Genomic DNA, 17,473 nt, shown 5'->3' with positions numbered 1-17,473 from the left:
ATTACGAACCGTTTTTCAGCGCTTCGAGATACTCCCAGCGTTCAAAGGCTTCTTCAAGCGCCTGCTCCGCTGCGGCCATGTCGGCCAGCACTTTTTGCGTGGCGTCGTGCGGCTGGTTAAAGAAATCGGCATCACCGACCTGGGCCTGTAACACGCTCAGCGCGGCCTCAAGCTCCTCAAGCCGTTGAGGCAGCTGCTCTAATTCACGCTGCAGGTTATAGCTTAGTTTGCTATTGGCACGTTTAACAGGTTCTGCTTTTTGCTGCTCGCCCTTCTCGGCTTTTGCCGCAGCCGCCTGGCGCAGCGGTTGAGCAGAGCCCTGCTGGCCCTTCGCGTCATGGTAGCCGCCAACGTAGCGCCCCACTCTGCCCTGGCCTTCAAAAATCCAGCACTCGGTGACCGTGTTATCAACAAACTGACGGTCGTGGCTAACCAGCATGACCGTGCCCTGGTAGCCGTCGATAAGCTCTTCCAGCAGCTCCAGGGTTTCGACATCCAGGTCGTTGGTCGGTTCATCGAGGATAAGCAGGTTGCTTGGTTTTAAGAACAAGCGCGCCAGCAGCAGGCGGTTACGCTCCCCGCCGGAAAGCGCACGCACCGGCGTCATGGCGCGTTTAGGGTGGAACAGGAAGTCCTGCAGGTAGCCCAGCACGTGGCGTGGCTTACCGTTAACCATCACTTCCTGCTTGCCTTCCGCCAGGTTATCCATCACGGTGCGGTCAGGATCAAGCTCGGCACGGTGCTGGTCGAAGTAGGCCACTTCCAGCTTGGTACCGCAGTGCACGCGGCCGCTGTCGGCCTGCAGCTGGCTGAGCATCAGTTTCAGCAGGGTTGTTTTACCGCAGCCGTTTGGCCCCACCAGCGCAATTTTGTCGCCGCGCTGAACCTGGGCGGAGAAATCACGAACCAGCGTTTTACCGGCAACCTGGTAGTTAACGTCTTCCATCTCGAAGACGATTTTGCCCGAGCGGCTCGCCTCTTCAACCTGCATCTTCGCGCTGCCCAGCACTTCACGCCGTTCACCGCGTTCACGGCGCATCGCCTTCAGCGCGCGAACGCGGCCTTCGTTACGGGTACGACGGGCTTTAATACCCTGACGGATCCACACTTCTTCCTGCGCCAGCTTGCGGTCAAACTCGGCGTTTTGTAACTCTTCCACGCGCAGCGCTTCTTCCTTCGCCAGCAGATACTGATCGTAATCGCCAGGGTAAGAGACCAGCTTGCCGCGATCCAAATCGACAATACGGGTCGCCATATTGCGGATAAAGGAACGGTCGTGGGAGATAAAGATAATGCTGCCCTGGAACTCTTTCAGGAAGCCTTCCAGCCAGTCGATAGTTTCGATATCGAGGTGGTTAGTTGGTTCGTCGAGCAGCAGCACGCGCGGAGAGCTAACCAGCGCGCGGCCCAGCGCCGCTTTACGCAGCCAGCCGCCGGAAAGCGCGGACAGTTCGGTATCCGCTTCCAGGCCAAGCTGTTCGAGCACTTCGTTAATCCGGCTGTCGAGCTGCCAGAGCCCCTGATGATCCAGGATCTCCTGAATGCGAGCCATCTCGTTAAGATTTTTGTCGCTCGGATCGGTCATCACTTTATGTGAGATGTCGTGGTAGGCCTTCAGATATTCAGCCTGCTCTTCTACGCCTTCGGCCACAAAGTCATACACCGTGCCCGCAACATTACGCGGCGGGTCTTGTTGCAGGCGAGCGACAATAAGATCCTGTTCGTAAACCATGCGGCCATCGTCCAGCGGCAGCTCGCGGTTGAGGATCTTCATCAGCGTTGATTTGCCCGCGCCGTTACGGCCAACCAGACAGACGCGTTCGTTTTCTTCGATGTGTAATTCGGTGTTATCTAACAGCGGCGCGTCGCTAAACGACAGCCATGCGCCGTGCATACTAATTAATGACATAACTATTAATCCCGGGATTCGTGAGTAACTAACCAGCAGTTGTGGATCTGACGGTTGCGTGCAAAGTCCTGCGACTGGGTTTTTTGAGTAATTTCCTGCGCAACCATGCCAAGCTCTGCCAGCCCGGCGAAGTCCATTTTGAAGCCACGTTTGTTATTGGAAAACATGATAGTACCGCCGCGACGCAGCAGGCGCTTCAGATCTTTCATCAGCGCAATATGGTCACGCTGCACGTCGAAAGAATCTTCCATACGCTTGGAGTTCGAGAAGGTCGGCGGGTCGATAAAGATCAGATCAAACTGTTCGTCGCTATCGCGCAGCCAGCCCAGGCAATCCGCCTGAACCAGGCGATGTGCACGGCCCGTTAAGCCGTTAAGGCGCAGGTTACGCTCCGCCCATTCCAGATAGGTGCGGGACATATCAACGGTCGTTGTGCTGCGAGCGCCGCCAAGCCCGGCGTGTACCGTTGCGCTGCCGGTGTAGGCGAACAGGTTCAGGAAGTCTTTCCCTTTGCTCATCTGGCCCAGCATACGGCGGGCGATACGGTGGTCGAGGAACAGGCCGGTATCGAGGTAGTCGGTGAGGTTAACCCACAGACGTGCGTCATATTCGCTCACCTCCATGAAATCGCCTTTCTCGTCCATTTTCTGGTACTGATTTTTCCCCTTCTGGCGTTCACGGGTTTTCAGCACCAGCCGGTTGGTTGGCAATTCCAGCACCGCGAGAGTCGCGGCAATAACGTCGAACAGGCGCTGGCGCGCTTTGTTCGGATCGATAGTTTTTGGTGGAGCATACTCCTGAACCACAACCCAGTCGCCGTAGCGGTCCACGGCAACGTTGTAGTCCGGCAAATCGCCGTCGTACAGGCGGTAGCACTCAATCCCTTCCTGACGCGCCCACTTGTCCAGCTTCTTAACGTTCTTGCGCAGGCGGTTGGCGTAGTCTTCGGCAATCTGGCCGCCGCCCGCCGCCGTACCCGCCGGGTTAGCCGCCAGCTGATAGTTTTTCTGTACGCAATCCAGCGGGCCGTTTTTCGCTTTGAACTGGCGGTCAGCACGCAGCTGAAGGCAGCTTAACAGCTCCGGCGAGGCGCTAAACAGGGACAGGTTCCAGCCGCCAAACTGGGTTTTCATATGGCGACCAAGCAGGCTGTGCAGCGCAATCAGAGCCGGTTCACTTTCCAGACGCTCGCCGTAAGGAGGGTTACTGACAACCGTACCCACCGGGCCTTCCGGCAGCGGGTTGCTGAGCTTCGCCACGTCTTTTACGTCAAAAGTAATAATATCGGCAAGGCCTGCACGACGGGCGTTAGCCCTGGCACGTTCAATCACGCGGCTGTCGTTATCCGAACCATAGAAGCGGGACTGATATTCGCTCAGGCCGCGGCGAGCGCGAACCTGCGCTTCGGTCACAACCTCTTTCCACACGTCCACTTCATGTTTTGCCCAGCCGAGGAAACCCCAGCGTTTGCGGTGCAGGCCCGGGGCGCGATCGGTGGCGATCATAGCGCCTTCGATCAGCAGCGTGCCGGAGCCGCACATCGGATCGAGCAGTGGAGTACCCGGCTGCCAGCCGGAGCGCAGCACGATGGCCGACGCGAGAGTTTCTTTGATTGGCGCAGCGCCGGTAGCGTCACGGTAGCCGCGCTGGTGCAGACCTTCGCCGCTGAGATCCAGCGCAATACTTGCGGTTTCTTTATTAAGCCAGACGTTAATACGCAGGTCTGGCTGCTCGCGGTCAACATCAGGGCGCGGCAGATTTTTGCGGGTAAAGGAGTCAACAATTGCATCCTTAACCTTGAGCGCGCCGTACTGGCTGTTGCGGATGGTGTCGTTCAGGCCGCTAAAGTGAACGGCAAAGGTCGCGTTTGGCCCAAACAGCGCCGGCCAGTCAATCGCCATTACGCCGAGGTAAAGGTCGAGATCGCTGTAGACTTTGCACTCGCTAAGCGGCAGCAGAATACGCGAAGCCAGACGGCTCCACATCAGGCTTTGATAGAGTAGACGAGTATCCCCCTGGTAATGTACGCCGCCCTGAACCACCTGGCAGCCCTGGGCGCCAAGATTTTCCAGTTCAGTTTTTAACAGCTCTTCAAGCCCACGCGCCGTACTGGCAAACAGAGAATTCATATCGTCACTTATCAGGTAAAAAGAAAATTGTGGCGCATTATAGCTAATCCGGCACGCATGTCATAAAGTTGCCCCTCTTAATTTACTTCCCACGGAGGGCGCCGTGATTACTTTGTCTCAACTCTTTATTCATCCGGTAAAATCAATGCGCGGAATGGCGCTCTCCCACGCGAATGCAACCGCCACCGGCCTGGCATTCGACCGCATTTTTATGCTTACCGAACTTGATGGCACCTTTATTACAGCCCGCCAGCATCCGCAGATGGTGCTGTTCACTCCCGCGTTTACCCACGACGGCCTTTATCTGTCAGCGCCGGACGGCAGCTCGGCCAGTATACGCTTCGCCGATTTCTCTGCGGAGCCTGCGGCAACCGAAGTTTGGGGAACGCATTTTACCGCGCTTATCGCCCCCGACGAGATTAACCAGTGGCTGAGCGGCTTTTTCTCGCGCCAGGTTCAGCTGCGCTGGGTTGGGGAGTTACCAACTCGTCGGGTCAAACGCCATGAAGAGGTTCCGCTGTCGTTTGCCGACGGTTTTCCGTATCTGCTGACCAACGAAGCTTCGCTGCGGGATTTGCAAAACCGCTGCCCTGCCAGCGTACAAATGATCCAGTTCCGCCCTAACCTGGTAGTGACCGGCGCACCGGCATGGGCCGAGGATACCTGGAAAGTGGTGCGCATCGGCGGCGTCACCTTCGACGTTATCAGACCCTGCAGCCGCTGTATCTTTACCACCGTTAGCCCGGAGCGTGGCCGCAAACACCCAAGCGGCGAACCGCTGAAAACCCTGCAAAACTTCCGCACCGCGCAGGATAACAGCGGCGCGGTAGATTTTGGCCAGAATTTAATTGCCCGCAATAGCGGTATCGTGCGCGTGGGCGACGAGCTGGAAGTACTCGCCAATAAACCTGCTAACGTTTATGGTCCGGGCGAAGTTGTCGAAAGCCTTGAGCCGGTGAGCCAGCCAGCAAGCAGCGTCACCATTGACTGGGCCGGGCAAAGCTTCCAGGGGAATAATCAGCAAATCCTGCTGGAACAGCTGGAAAGCCAGGGTATTCGCGTGCCTTATTCCTGCCGGGCCGGGATCTGCGGCAGCTGCCGCATTCGTCTGGTGGACGGCGAAGTAAAAGCTTTAAAGAAAGGATCGATCGGCACAGACGGTACGATCCTGTGCTGTAGCTGCGTACCTGCGGGGAATGTTAGCGTAGCGCCGCGTTAAACGGCCTGATCGAGGCTGAGGTTACCTGAGATCGGCTGCGGCCTGAGCCGATCGTTCATCACTTTGATCGCATCGCCCAACTGCATCGTACGCCCCGCCAGTATTAATCCTGGCTGCGCAAGCAGGCAAAGCGCGGCGTTATCGCCGGTTTCAACCACCAGCAGATTCACCTGCTGCATATCTTCGCTAATCCAGACGCAGGCGCCGTCGCCCGTCATCGGCTGCCAGCATTCGCCGTGGGAGACAAAGTGCCAGCTTTTTGGCATTTGCGGTTTCAGGAAACGGATCGCTACCAGCGCGTTCAGCACCAGTTCGGCGCGCTGTTCATTCTCCAGCGCTAAATCACGACATTTTTCTTCAAACGAGAAATAAAGCGCCGCATCGTCAACACAAAATCCTGTGTTTTCAAAGGCATCGGGAGTCAACATTTTACGAGGGAAACGCGAACGGAACAGCATTCCATTGGCCAAATCGAGCATCATTCGATCGTGCTCTTCATCGAAATACCAACGCCAATTATCGTCCGGTTTTATCCGCATATTGCTTACCCTTCATTTATCCCGCATCTGAATTGCCACTCAAATTCTCACCATATTAATAAAAGACCAATATGTTTAAATTAGCAACAGTAGCGGAATATAAAACAACCAGAGCCGAAAATAAAGCCCTGGTTGTTTGCAAAAGGTAAATGCTTAGAGGTGGGTAACGATTTCTTTAATCAGCGGTGGGCCTTTAAAAATGAACCCGGAGTATATTTGCACCAGCGTCGCACCGGCGGCAATCTTCTCACGAGCGGCAATCACTGAATCAATACCGCCGACGCCGATAATAGGTAACCGGCCATTTAATTCCTGCGCCAGCATACGAATAATTTCGGTACTTTTTAACTGTACCGGACGCCCGCTTAAACCACCGGTTTCGTCGCAATGTTTCATGCCCTGAACAAGGCTACGATCCAAAGTAGTATTGGTCGCAATGACCCCATCAATATTATGGCGAACTAAACTATCTGCCACCTGGATCAATTCTTCTACAGAAAGATCCGGAGCGATCTTCACCGCCACTGGAACATATTTATGATGGATCGCTTGCAGCTCCTGCTGCTTATTTTTTATGGCGCTTAAAAGACTGTCCAGCGCTTCACCATATTGCAGCGTGCGTAATCCCGGAGTGTTCGGCGAAGAAATATTAATCGCTATATAACCCGCATACGGATAAATCTTATCCATACAGGTCAGATAATCATCTGCTCCCTGCTCAACCGGCGTGTCTTTATTCTTGCCAATATTAATCCCGAGTATGCCGTCGAAATGCGCTTTTTTTACATTTTCGACCAGGTTATCCACCCCGAGATTATTAAAGCCCATGCGGTTAATCAGCCCTTCTGCCTCTACCAGGCGGAAAATACGCGGCTTGTCGTTCCCCGGCTGAGGGCGCGGCGTTACGGTGCCTATCTCGATAGAGCCAAAGCCCATGGCGCCAAAAGCGTCGATGCATTCGCCATTTTTGTCCAGACCTGCGGCCAGACCCAGCGGGTTCTTAAAGGTTAACCCCATGCAGCTGACGGGTTTTGACGGCACGTTCTGGCGAACCAGACGTTCGAAGGGCGTGCCGGATACGCGACGTAATTGCTGAAAAGTGAACTCATGGGCGCGCTCTGGATCGAGCTGAAAAAGGGCTTTACGAACGAAGGGGTAGTACATGAACTCTCCTGGATTCCCGGTGTGCAGACCGGGGCGCTATTATTCACCATCCGGGCAGGGATTGGAATTGACCTGCGGCAAAAAAGCCTGAATAGAGGCAAACGTTTTCTTTCCTCCCTTGCGATATGCGCTTTTTTGCAAATCTATCCCGGAAAAATCACTTAGTGGAATAAAACGGCTCTGCGACTATCAAGCTAATTGTTATCAATGTTAGATAAAAACGAACAATTGGTTATAAGGAGTCGTGATGCGTGTAATTACCCTGGCCGGCAGCCCCCGCTATCCGTCCCGTTCCAGCTCGCTGCTGGAATATGCTCGGGAGAAACTGAGCGCCCTCGATGTCGAGGTTTACCACTGGCATCTGCAAAACTTCTCCCCCGAGGACCTGCTCTACGCCCGGTTTGATAGCCCGGCCCTGCTGGCGCTTATCGAACAGCTCAGCACCGCCGACGGACTGATCATTGCCACTCCCGTCTATAAAGCTTCATTTTCCGGCGCCCTGAAAACGCTGCTCGACCTGCTACCGGAGCGCGCGCTCGAGAAAAAAGTCGTGCTTCCTTTGGCTACGGGCGGCACCGTCGCCCATATGCTGGCGGTGGACTACGCCCTCAAGCCGGTGCTTAACGCGCTCAAAGCCCAGGAAATTCTGCACGGCGTGTTTGCCGACGACGGCCAGATAACCGACTACCAGCATAAGCCGCAGTTTACGGCGAACCTGCAAAAACGCCTCGACGATTCGCTGGAGACCTTCTGGCAGGCGCTGCATCGCCGCGATATTGCCGTCCCTTCCCCTTTCAGCCGCCTGGGGGTGACCCATGTTTAATTCACTGAAACGCCGCTCCCCGTGGCTGGTCTTTGCAGGCATGATCGCGTTTTCCGCCTATAGCAACGCGGCAGAGAGCGGCCCGGAACAACTGCGCATCGGCTATCAGAAAGGCTCGGTCAGCATGGTGCTGGCAAAAAGCCACCAGTTGCTGGAGCAACGTTACCCTAATACAAAAGTCTCCTGGGTCGAGTTTCCCGCCGGGCCGCAAATGCTTGAGGCGCTTAACGTCGGCAGCATTGATCTAGGCAGCACCGGCGATATTCCGCCGATCTTCGCCCAGGCCGCCGGAGCGGATCTGGTTTATGTCGGTTCCGAGCCGCCAAAGCCTCAGGCCGAAGTCATTCTGGTGCCGGAAAACAGCCCGCTAAAAAGCGTTGCCGACCTGAAGGGGCACAAAGTGGCCTTCCAGAAAGGCTCCAGCTCTCATAACCTGGTGCTGCGGGCGTTGCAGCAGGCAGGGTTGAAATTTTCAGATATCCAGCCCGCTTATCTCACACCCGCCGATGCCAGAGCCGCTTTTCAGCAGGGTAACGTAGACGCCTGGGCCATCTGGGACCCGTATTACTCGGCCGCGCTGCTGAACGGCGGCGTTCGCGTGCTGGCGGACGGCAGTAAGCTTAATCAAACCGGCTCGTTCTACCTTGCTGCCCGCCCCTATGCCGAAGCGAACGGCGCCTTCCTTCAACAGGTACTGAAAGCCTTTAGCGATGCCGACGAGCTGACCCGTACCCGGCGCGCCGAAAGCGTCACGCTGCTGGCAAAAACCATGGGGCTGCCGGAAGCGGTCATTAGCAGTTATTTAGATCACCGCCCTCCTTCAGCCATTACCCCGGTAAATGAAGACACCGCTGCAAAGCAGCAAAATACCGCCGACCTGTTTTACGACAACCGCCTGGTGCCAAAGAAAGTCGATATCCGCACCCGAGTCTGGCAGCCCGCCGCGACGACACAAGGAGCTAAATCATGAGTCTTAATCTGTTCTGGTTTCTGCCGACCCACGGCGACGGTCACTATTTGGGCAGTAATGAAGGCGCACGCCCGGTGGATCACGCTTATTTGCAACAAATCGCCCAGGCCGCCGACAGACTTGGCTTTACCGGCGTTTTGATCCCCACAGGGCGTTCATGTGAGGATGCCTGGCTGGTCGCGGCTTCGATGATCCCAGTTACCCAGCGCCTCAAGTTTCTGGTGGCGCTGCGCCCGAGCGTAGTCTCTCCCACCCTTGCAGCCCGCCAGGCGGCTACGCTGGATCGCCTTTCCAACGGGCGAGCGCTGTTTAACCTGGTCACGGGCGGCGATGCCGAAGAGCTGGAAGGCGAAGGTGTGTTCCTCAATCATGAAGAGCGCTATGAAGCTTCGGCGGAATTTACCCGCATCTGGCGTCGCGTGCTGGAAGGTGAAACAGTCGACTACGAAGGCAAACATATCAAGGTTAAGGGCGCGAAGCTGCTCTACCCTCCGGTGCAGCAGCCCCGCCCGCCGCTTTATTTTGGCGGCTCTTCGGACGCGGCTCAGGATCTGGCCGCCGAGCAGGTTGATCTCTATTTGACCTGGGGCGAACCGCCGCATCTGGTGAAAGAAAAAATTGAACAGGTACGCGCTAAAGCGGCCGCACAGGGCCGCCAGGTACGTTTCGGCATTCGTCTGCATGTTATTGTCCGCGAAACAACACAAGAGGCATGGCAGGCGGCCAATCGCCTGATTTCCCATCTCGATGACCTGACGATTGCCAAAGCCCAGGCCGCATTTGCCCGCAGCGATTCGGTAGGCCAGCACCGCATGGCTGCCCTGCACGGAGGCAAACGCGACAAGCTGGAAATAAGCCCAAATCTTTGGGCTGGAGTCGGGCTGGTTCGCGGCGGTGCCGGTACGGCGCTGGTTGGCGACGGGCCAACGGTTGCCGCCCGGATTAATGAATATGCAGAGCTGGGCATCGACAGCTTTATCCTCTCCGGCTACCCGCATCTGGAAGAAGTCTACCGGGCCGGAGAGCTGCTGTTTCCGCATCTCGATGTCGCTATCCCTGAAATCCCACAGCCCCGCCAGGTGCAGGAAAAAGGCGAGGTCGTCGCTAACGATTTTATTCCGCGTAAAGTGGCGCAAAGCTAGGGGGAAAGATGAAAGCATCTACTCGCAAACTGCTGCTGCGCCTCGCACCGTGGGGCTTGCCGATAACCATAGTCGTCCTCTGGCAGTTAGCCTCTTCCGTCGGCTGGCTTTCTACCCGCATTTTGCCCTCTCCGGAGGGCGTGGTGCAGGCGTTCTGGAGCCTCTCAGCCAGCGGCGAGCTGTGGCAACATCTGGCGATCAGCTCCTGGCGTGCGCTGGTAGGCTTTAGCATCGGCGGTTCGCTGGGGCTGGCTCTCGGCCTGATAAGCGGGCTTTCGCGCTGGGGCGAGCGCCTGCTGGATAGCTCGATTCAGATGCTGCGTAACGTCCCTCATCTGGCGCTGATCCCGCTGGTTATCCTCTGGTTCGGCATCGATGAGAGCGCAAAGATTTTCCTCGTGGCGCTGGGTACGCTGTTCCCGATTTATATCAACACCTGGCACGGCATCCGTAATATCGACCGCGGGCTGCTGGAAATGGCGCGCAGCTATGGCCTGTCGGGCTTTAGCCTGTTTACTCACGTTATCCTGCCCGGCGCTTTGCCGTCGATTATGGTGGGCGTGCGTTTTGCGCTCGGGCTGATGTGGCTGACGCTGATTGTCGCAGAAACTATCTCCGCTAACTCAGGGATTGGCTATCTGGCGATGAACGCCCGGGAATTCCTGCAAACCGACGTTGTTGTCGTCGCCATTATTCTTTACGCCCTGCTCGGCAAGCTCGCCGATATTAGCGCCCAGCTGCTGGAACGTGTCTGGCTGCGCTGGCATCCGGCTTATCAATTAAAGGAGGAAACGGCATGAGTACTGCTCGTTTAAACCAGGGTACGCCGCTGCTGCTCAGCAACGTGAGTAAAAGTTACGGCGATAAAACCATACTCAACCAGCTGGAACTGCGAATACCGGCCGGGCAGTTCGTGGCGGTAGTCGGGCGCAGCGGCGGGGGGAAAAGCACCCTCCTGCGCCTGCTTGCCGGGCTGGAGAAGCCCGGCGGCGGTTCGCTGCTGGCCGGTAACGCGCCGCTGCGCGACAGCCAGGACGATACGCGCCTGATGTTTCAAGACGACAGGCTGCTGCCGTGGAAAACGGTTATCGATAATGTCGGGCTCGGGCTTAAAGGCATCTGGCGTGACGCAGCGCTTGATGCTCTGGCCGCAGTGGGCCTTGAAAACCGAGCCTCCGAGTGGCCCGCAGCGCTTTCAGGCGGGCAAAAACAGCGCGTCGCCCTGGCACGCGCGCTAATCCACCGCCCCCGCCTGCTGCTGCTCGATGAGCCGCTCGGCGCGCTGGATGCGTTAACCCGCATTGAAATGCAGGAGCTGATCGTCTCCCTTTGGCAAGAGCACGGCTTTACCGTTCTGCTGGTTACCCACGATGTTAGCGAGGCGGTGGCAATGGCCGACCGGGTGCTGCTAATAGAAGAAGGCAAGATTGGTTTGGATTTGACGGTAGATTTACCGCGCCCGCGACGGCTGGGGTCGGTGAAGCTTGCCGAACTTGAGGCGGAGGTACTGGCAAGAGTGATGAAGCGAAGTACGGAAGAACCGGTACGCGCGGTGCGCACCGGCTAAGTTTATACCCTCACCCCAGCCTTCTCCCTGCGTACATACCGGAGACATGGGGTGAGGGGCAAAGATTAAGCCAGCGCTTTAGCTATCTTCTCGAACAGATCCCCGGAGAGGTTCTCCAGCCCTTTCAGATGTTCCAGCGCCGCACGCATCTTGCTCTGACGTTCGGCATCGTAACGCTTCAGGCGAATCAACGGCTCAACCAGGCGCGAGGCAATTTGCGGGTTACGGCTGTTCAGCTCGGTGAGCATTTCCACCATAAACTGATAACCGCTGCCGTCTTTGGCGTGGAACGCCGCCGGATTGCTGGCAGCAAAGGCACCAATCAGGGAGCGCACGCGGTTTGGGTTGCCCAGGCTGAATGAGCGATGATTCAGCAGCTCGCGAACCTTGCTCAACGTATTGCTCGCCGGGCTGGTCGCCTGCAACACAAACCATTTGTCCATCACCAGGCCATCTTTGTGCCACTTCTCATCATAGTGAGCCAGAAGCTCATCGCGGCACGGCAGCTGAGCGGCCACGGCGGCGGACAGCGCGGCGATGGAATCGGTCATGTTATCCGCCTGCTGGTACTGCTCACGCACCAGCTGTTCTGCCAGTTCAGCATCACCAAATGCCAGGTAGCGCAGGCAGGTATTACGCAGCGCGCGCTTGCCGATATCGCCGTGATCAACGCGATAGCTCTCCAGCTTGTTGGCGTTGTAAATGGCGAGGAATTCGTCCGCCAGCTCCGACGCCAGCGTGCGGGTCAGCGCGCCGTGAACTTCCGCAATCGCCAGCGGGTCGATGGTCTGGAACAGCTCGGCAATTTCGTTCTGCGAAGGCAGAGTCAGGATCTCAGCGGCCAGCGCCGGGTCGATTTTCTCATCCAGCAGAATGGCGCGGAAGGCGTCCGCTACGTGCAGCGGCAGCGAAAGCGGCTGGCCCTGCTGGCTGCGGTTAACGTTAATCTTGATATAGGTCGCGAGCAGGCTCTGCGCCGCATCCCAACGAGAAAAATCGTTACGCGCGTGGCGCATCAGGAAGGTCAGCTGCTGGTCGCTCCATTTGTACTCAAGCTTCACCGGCGCAGAGAATTCGCGCAGCAGAGAAGGTACAGGCTGGAAGTAAACGTTATCGAAGACGAAGGTCTGCTCGGCCTGGGTCACGTTCAGCACATGATGTACCGGGTGGCCATCCTTTTGTAGCGGAATAACCTTGCCTTCGTTGTCGTACAGCTCGATATCAAACGGAATGTGCAGCGGATGTTTTTCCTGCTGTTCCGCGGTCGGCGGCGTCATCTGGCTGATGGTAAGCGTGTACTGCTCGGTTTCCGGGTTGTAGTCGTCGCGAACCGTTACCACCGGCGTACCCGCCTGGCTATACCAGAGGCGGAAGTGCGACAGGTCAACGTTGGAAGCATCTTCCATCGCCTGCACAAAGTCATCACAAGTTGCTGCGCTGCCGTCGTGGCGTTCGAAGTAGAGCTGCATCCCTTTCTGGAAGTTCTCTTCTCCGAGCAGAGTGTGGAGCATACGAATCACTTCGGAACCTTTTTCATACACCGTCAGGGTGTAGAAGTTATTCATCTCAATAACTTTGTCCGGGCGAATCGGGTGCGCCATCGGGCTGGCGTCTTCGGCGAACTGCATCGCGCGCATGGTGCGCACGTTCTGAATGCGGTTTACCGCACGGGAACCGAGGTCAGAGCTAAACTCCTGGTCGCGGAATACCGTCAGGCCTTCTTTCAGGCTGAGCTGGAACCAGTCGCGGCAGGTCACGCGGTTGCCGGTCCAGTTATGGAAATATTCATGGCCGATAACGCGCTCGATATCGAGGTAATCTTTATCGGTTGCAGTTTCAGCGCGGGCCAGGACGTATTTAGAGTTGAAAATGTTCAGCCCTTTATTTTCCATTGCGCCCATATTAAAGAAGTCGACGGCGACTATCATATAGATATCGAGGTCGTATTCGAGGCCAAAACGGGTTTCATCCCATTTCATCGAGGCTTTCAGGGAGGTCATCGCCCAGTCGGCACGATCGAGATTGCCGCGGTCCACGAACAGCTCCAGCGCAACATCACGGCCTGAACGGGTTTTAAAGCTATCGCGCAGCACGTCGAAATCGCCTGCGACCAGGGCAAACAGATAGCAAGGTTTTGGGAACGGATCCTGCCACTGCACCCAGTGGCGGCCATTCTCCAGTTCGCCTTCGGCAATGCGGTTGCCGTTGGCCAGCAGATAAGGGTATTTGCTCTTATCGGCAATCACTTTCGTGGTAAAGCGCGCCAGCACGTCCGGGCGGTCGAGATACCAGGTAATATGGTGGAAACCTTCGGCTTCACACTGGGTACACAGCGCCTCGCCGGACTGATACAGCCCTTCCAGCGCGGTATTGCTCGCCGGGCTAATTTCGTTAACGATGGTCAGCGTAAAGCTGTCCGGCAGTTGTTCCAGAATCAGGGCGCCCTCTTCCTGACGATAATGCTGCCAGGCGGTGCCGTTTACGTCGATAGAAATAAGGGTAAGGTCTTCCCCGTCCAGATGAAGCGGCGCATCGGCAGCGCCCTGGCGGGTAATTTTACTGATGGCGGTGACCCGAGTTTTTTCGGCATCCAGGTCAAAGGTCAAATCGATATCGGTTATCGTATAATCCGCTGCACGGTAGTCGTGGCGGTATTTGGCTTGTGGCTGTTGTGTCATAAAAAACCTTATACATCGTCCGTAAGATAACGAGCTTCAGTCTATTCCTGTTGCCGGAATGTTGCCACGCAGAATCTTCATCTTTCGCATGTGATGCAAAAAAAATATTAGCGGCGCAAGGACTGTCTCCTCCGGCTTAATGGCGCAGGTAAAGACGGCGCTGATCCTGTTGCCGCACATTTTGTTTAGTACCCTAAACATCAGGTGATTCAAGGCATTGTACCCGGCTTTTGGCCTATGCGGCACAAATTGCCATCCCCCCTTCCCCTGCCATATGTTGTGATCCTGCTTCAATAAACAGATAATCAGGGTATACTCCCGCGTCTTTATTTGCCCGGACCTGATGGAAACGCTCCTGTGAGAGGATGCTGAAACGCGCCATGACACGACACGCTTCCCCGATTTTGCAAACGCTGCTGGATACTGATGCCTATAAGCTTCATATGCAGCAAGCTGTTTTTCACCGCTATTACGACGTTGACGTCGCGGCGGAATTCCGCTGCCGCGGTGACGATCTGCTGGGCATTCATGCTGACGCTATTCGTGACCAGGTGGCTGCTATGCAGCATCTGCGCCTCAGTGACGAAGAGTTTCACTGGCTAAAAAGCCTGCCCTTTTTTAAGGCCGACTATCTCGACTGGCTGCGCAACTTCCGTTATGACCCTTCCCAGGTTCAGGTGACCAATAATAATGGCCACTTAGATATCCGCCTGAGCGGGCCGTGGCGAGAAGTGATTATGTGGGAGGTTCCGCTGCTGGCGGTGATTAGCGAAGTTGTTCATCAACATCGCGCGCCCGGCGTGACGCCGCAGATGGCGCTCGATCATCTTGAGAGCAAGCTCAGCGAATTCAATACTCTGACTTCCGGGCTGGATCTTTCCCGCTTCCGCCTGATGGACTTCGGCACTCGCCGCCGCTTCTCCCGTGAAGTGCAGCAGGCCATCGTCGAACGCCTGAAGCAGGAGCCGTGGTTTATCGGCACCAGCAATTACGATCTTGCCCGCCGTCTGGATCTCACACCAATGGGCACTCAGGCCCACGAATGGTTCCAGGCGCATCAGCAAATTAGCCCGGTGCTGGCCAATAGCCAGCGGGCGGCGCTGCAGGCGTGGCTTGATGAATATCCGGACCAACTGGGCATTGCGCTTACCGACTGCATTACTATGGATGCCTTCCTGCGCGATTTCGGTCACGAGTTTGCCACCCGCTATCAGGGACTGCGCCACGACTCCGGCGACCCGGTAGAATGGGGCGAGAAAGCTATCGCTCACTATCTGAAGCTGGGGATCGACCCGCTCAGCAAAGTGCTGGTGTTTTCCGACAACCTGGATTTAAACAAGGCGGTGGAGCTGTATCGCCACTTCTCCGCGCGGGTTAATCTGAGCTTCGGCATCGGCACCCGCCTTACCTGCGATATTCCTCAGGTTAAGCCGCTGAACATCGTGATTAAGCTGGTGGAGTGCAACGGCAAACCGGTTGCCAAGCTTTCCGACAGCCCTGGCAAAACCATCTGCCACGATAAAGCGTTCGTGCGCGCCCTGCGCAAAGCGTTTGATTTGCCGCTGGTCAAAAAAGCCAGCTGATTCAGAGATAACAGGCGAAGAGTGAACCGACTCTTCGCCGCTTTCCTTCCTTTCCTTTATTTCTTCGTAAGCAACGCGAATTCTGCTTGTCTGATGGCGCGTGACAGGTAACATAGATAACCCCCCTATATGGGTTACTATTTTTTTTGTCATTGACCATTTAATAGAGAGAAAACTATGAGCGTTGTGCCTGTAGCCGACGTACTCCAGGGCCGTGCCGCCGTTGACAGCGAAGTCACCGTGCGCGGATGGGTGCGTACTCGAAGAGATTCAAAAGCTGGTATCTCCTTCCTCGCCGTCTATGACGGTTCCTGCTTCTCTCCAGTACAGGCCGTCATTAATAATTCTCTGCCCAATTACAATGAAGACGTTCTGCGCCTGACCACCGGCTGCTCGGTCGTTGTCACCGGTAAAGTGGTTGAGTCTCAGGGCCAGGGCCAGGCGTTTGAAATACAGGCCAGCAAAGTTGAAGTGACCGGCTGGGTTGACGATCCGGATACTTATCCGATGGCGGCAAAACGCCACAGCATCGAATACCTGCGCGAAGTGGCTCACCTGCGCCCGCGCACCAATATGATCGGCGCGGTTGCTCGCGTTCGCCACACTCTGGCTCAGGCGCTGCACCGTTTCTTCCATGAAAACGGCTACTTCTGGGTGTCTACTCCGCTGATCACCGCTTCCGACACCGAAGGCGCGGGCGAAATGTTCCGCGTTTCAACGCTGGATCTGGAAAACCTGCCGCGCACCGCCGAAGGCAAAGTGGACTTCGATAAAGACTTCTTCGGTAAAGAAGCGTTCCTGACCGTATCCGGCCAGCTGAACGGCGAAACCTACGCCTGTGCGTTATCCAAAATTTACACCTTTGGCCCAACTTTCCGTGCGGAAAACTCCAACACCAGCCGCCACCTGGCTGAGTTCTGGATGCTGGAACCGGAAGTTGCATTTGCCGATTTGAATGACGTAGCAGGCCTGGCGGAAGCCATGCTGAAGTATGTCTTCAAAGCGGTGCTGGAAGAGCGTATGGACGACATGCAGTTCTTCGCCGAGCGCGTAGATAAGGAAGCGATTGAACGCCTGGAGCGTTTCATTTCCGCAGACTTCGCACAGGTGGATTACACCGACGCGGTTGAAATCCTGCTGAACTGCGGCCAGAAGTTCGAAAATCCGGTTTACTGGGGCGTCGATCTCTCGTCCGAGCATGAGCGTTACCTGGCCGAACAGCACTTCAAGGCACCGGTAGTCGTGAAAAACTATCCGAAGGACATCAAGGCCTTCTATATGCGCCTTAACGAAGACGGGAAAACCGTCGCCGCGATGGACGTTCTGGCACCTGGCATCGGTGAAATCATCGGTGGCTCCCAGCGTGAAGAACGCCTGGACGTGCTGGACGCGCGCATGGCTGAAATGGGCCTGAACAAAGAAGATTATTCGTGGTACCGCGATCTGCGCCGCTACGGCACCGTACCGCACTCCGGCTTCGGCCTCGGCTTCGAACGCCTGATTGCCTACGTTACCGGCGTGCAGAACGTAAGAGACGTGATTCCATTCCCACGTACTCCACGTAACGCGAGCTTCTAAGTTCTGACTGTTACTAAAGGCCAGCAGCAGCTGGCCTTTTTTGTGCCCCACCACAAAGAGTATTTTTTCTTCAACGATTCTTAAACAAACGTCAATTTCAACCCCATCCTCTCGCCAGCAAGTTACCAACTGTTTCCACATCACAATTATTCACAAAATTGTTGCTCCAATG

At 56.1% G+C, this 17,473-nt stretch carries 13 protein-coding genes; 8 read left to right on the top strand and 5 right to left on the bottom strand.

Annotated features, from left to right (window positions below):
* Nucleotide 1: 1 nt before the first annotated feature.
* Both HMPREF0201_RS06210 and rlmKL read right to left on the bottom strand, forming a co-directional pair.
* A complete protein-coding gene (locus HMPREF0201_RS06210; protein ID WP_039898049.1) occupies nt 2–1,909 on the bottom strand; it encodes an ABC transporter ATP-binding protein in 1,908 nt (635 codons plus the stop codon).
* A 5-nt stretch (nt 1,910–1,914) separates the two neighbouring features.
* Complete coding sequence (rlmKL, locus tag HMPREF0201_RS06205; RefSeq protein WP_016535655.1) at nt 1,915–4,038, bottom strand: bifunctional 23S rRNA (guanine(2069)-N(7))-methyltransferase RlmK/23S rRNA (guanine(2445)-N(2))-methyltransferase RlmL; 2,124 nt, start codon at nt 4,036–4,038, stop codon at nt 1,915–1,917.
* Nucleotides 4,039–4,141: 103 nt separating this feature from the next.
* On the opposite strand from rlmKL, the gene HMPREF0201_RS06200 reads away from it, so the two are divergent.
* A complete protein-coding gene (locus tag HMPREF0201_RS06200) occupies nt 4,142–5,257 on the top strand; it encodes a YcbX family protein (RefSeq protein WP_039898048.1) in 1,116 nt (371 codons plus the stop codon).
* Here the strand turns inward: HMPREF0201_RS06200 and zapC are convergent.
* Both zapC and pyrD read right to left on the bottom strand, forming a co-directional pair.
* Nucleotides 5,254–5,796 (bottom strand): cell division protein ZapC, encoded by a 543-nt coding sequence (gene zapC, locus HMPREF0201_RS06195; protein WP_016535653.1) that lies wholly within the window; start codon nt 5,794–5,796, stop codon nt 5,254–5,256. The genes HMPREF0201_RS06200 and zapC overlap by 4 nt on opposite strands.
* 153 nt (nt 5,797–5,949) lie before the next feature.
* Complete coding sequence (gene pyrD, locus HMPREF0201_RS06190; protein WP_039898047.1) at nt 5,950–6,960, bottom strand: quinone-dependent dihydroorotate dehydrogenase; 1,011 nt, start codon at nt 6,958–6,960, stop codon at nt 5,950–5,952.
* A gap of 247 nt (nt 6,961–7,207) precedes the next feature.
* Here pyrD and ssuE point away from each other — a divergent pair, with 247 nt between their 5' ends.
* From ssuE to ssuB, 5 genes are read left to right on the top strand one after another with little or no spacing between them, the layout of a single operon-like run.
* Nucleotides 7,208–7,783 (top strand): NADPH-dependent FMN reductase, encoded by a 576-nt coding sequence (gene ssuE / locus HMPREF0201_RS06185; RefSeq protein WP_016535650.1) that lies wholly within the window; start codon nt 7,208–7,210, stop codon nt 7,781–7,783.
* On the top strand, nt 7,776–8,753 hold the full coding sequence (locus HMPREF0201_RS06180; protein WP_016535649.1) for a sulfonate ABC transporter substrate-binding protein: 978 nt from the start codon (nt 7,776–7,778) through the stop codon (nt 8,751–8,753). Before ssuE ends, HMPREF0201_RS06180 begins: the two co-directional genes overlap by 8 nt.
* A complete protein-coding gene (gene ssuD, locus HMPREF0201_RS06175; RefSeq protein ID WP_016535648.1) occupies nt 8,750–9,895 on the top strand; it encodes an FMNH2-dependent alkanesulfonate monooxygenase in 1,146 nt (381 codons plus the stop codon). The genes HMPREF0201_RS06180 and ssuD overlap by 4 nt, the downstream gene beginning before the upstream one ends.
* A gap of 8 nt (nt 9,896–9,903) precedes the next feature.
* Nucleotides 9,904–10,695: an aliphatic sulfonate ABC transporter permease SsuC gene (gene ssuC / locus HMPREF0201_RS06170; RefSeq protein ID WP_016535647.1), complete on the top strand. Its 792-nt coding sequence runs from the start codon at nt 9,904–9,906 to the stop codon at nt 10,693–10,695.
* Entirely contained in the window at nt 10,692–11,462 is a 771-nt protein-coding gene (ssuB, locus tag HMPREF0201_RS06165; protein WP_016535646.1) for an aliphatic sulfonates ABC transporter ATP-binding protein, read from the top strand. Before ssuC ends, ssuB begins: the two co-directional genes overlap by 4 nt.
* Nucleotides 11,463–11,527: 65 nt before the next feature.
* Here ssuB and pepN read toward each other — a convergent pair whose 3' ends face one another.
* Entirely contained in the window at nt 11,528–14,140 is a 2,613-nt protein-coding gene (gene pepN, locus HMPREF0201_RS06160; protein ID WP_016535645.1) for an aminopeptidase N, read from the bottom strand.
* Between the two features lie 380 nt (nt 14,141–14,520).
* Between pepN and pncB the strand changes: the two genes are divergently transcribed.
* Both pncB and asnS read left to right on the top strand, forming a co-directional pair.
* On the top strand, nt 14,521–15,723 hold the full coding sequence (gene pncB, locus HMPREF0201_RS06150) for a nicotinate phosphoribosyltransferase (protein WP_039899169.1): 1,203 nt from the start codon (nt 14,521–14,523) through the stop codon (nt 15,721–15,723).
* Between the two features lie 177 nt (nt 15,724–15,900).
* Entirely contained in the window at nt 15,901–17,301 is a 1,401-nt protein-coding gene (asnS, locus tag HMPREF0201_RS06145; RefSeq protein ID WP_016535642.1) for an asparagine--tRNA ligase, read from the top strand.
* Nucleotides 17,302–17,473: the final 172 nt, after the last annotated feature.

The organism is Cedecea davisae DSM 4568 (assembly GCF_000412335.2).
Lineage (GTDB): Bacteria > Pseudomonadota > Gammaproteobacteria > Enterobacterales > Enterobacteriaceae > Cedecea > Cedecea davisae.
The sequence above is the reverse complement of the archived record's forward strand: the minus strand, read 5'-3'. Positions and strand labels throughout refer to the sequence as shown.

Excerpts from the sequence above, each read along its gene's own strand:
- HMPREF0201_RS06210 (WP_039898049.1), bottom strand. The coding sequence starts at position 1,909 with ATGTCATTAATTAGTATGCACGGCGCATGGCTGTCGTTTAGCGACGCG.
- rlmKL (WP_016535655.1), bottom strand. The coding sequence starts at position 4,038 with ATGAATTCTCTGTTTGCCAGTACGGCGCGTGGGCTTGAAGAGCTGTTA.
- zapC (WP_016535653.1), bottom strand. The coding sequence starts at position 5,796 with ATGCGGATAAAACCGGACGATAATTGGCGTTGGTATTTCGATGAAGAG.
- pyrD (WP_039898047.1), bottom strand. The coding sequence starts at position 6,960 with ATGTACTACCCCTTCGTTCGTAAAGCCCTTTTTCAGCTCGATCCAGAG.
- ssuE (WP_016535650.1), top strand. The coding sequence starts at position 7,208 with ATGCGTGTAATTACCCTGGCCGGCAGCCCCCGCTATCCGTCCCGTTCC.
- HMPREF0201_RS06180 (WP_016535649.1), top strand. The coding sequence starts at position 7,776 with ATGTTTAATTCACTGAAACGCCGCTCCCCGTGGCTGGTCTTTGCAGGC.
- ssuD (WP_016535648.1), top strand. The coding sequence starts at position 8,750 with ATGAGTCTTAATCTGTTCTGGTTTCTGCCGACCCACGGCGACGGTCAC.
- ssuC (WP_016535647.1), top strand. The coding sequence starts at position 9,904 with ATGAAAGCATCTACTCGCAAACTGCTGCTGCGCCTCGCACCGTGGGGC.
- ssuB (WP_016535646.1), top strand. The coding sequence starts at position 10,692 with ATGAGTACTGCTCGTTTAAACCAGGGTACGCCGCTGCTGCTCAGCAAC.
- pepN (WP_016535645.1), bottom strand. The coding sequence starts at position 14,140 with ATGACACAACAGCCACAAGCCAAATACCGCCACGACTACCGTGCAGCG.
- pncB (WP_039899169.1), top strand. The coding sequence starts at position 14,521 with ATGACACGACACGCTTCCCCGATTTTGCAAACGCTGCTGGATACTGAT.
- asnS (WP_016535642.1), top strand. The coding sequence starts at position 15,901 with ATGAGCGTTGTGCCTGTAGCCGACGTACTCCAGGGCCGTGCCGCCGTT.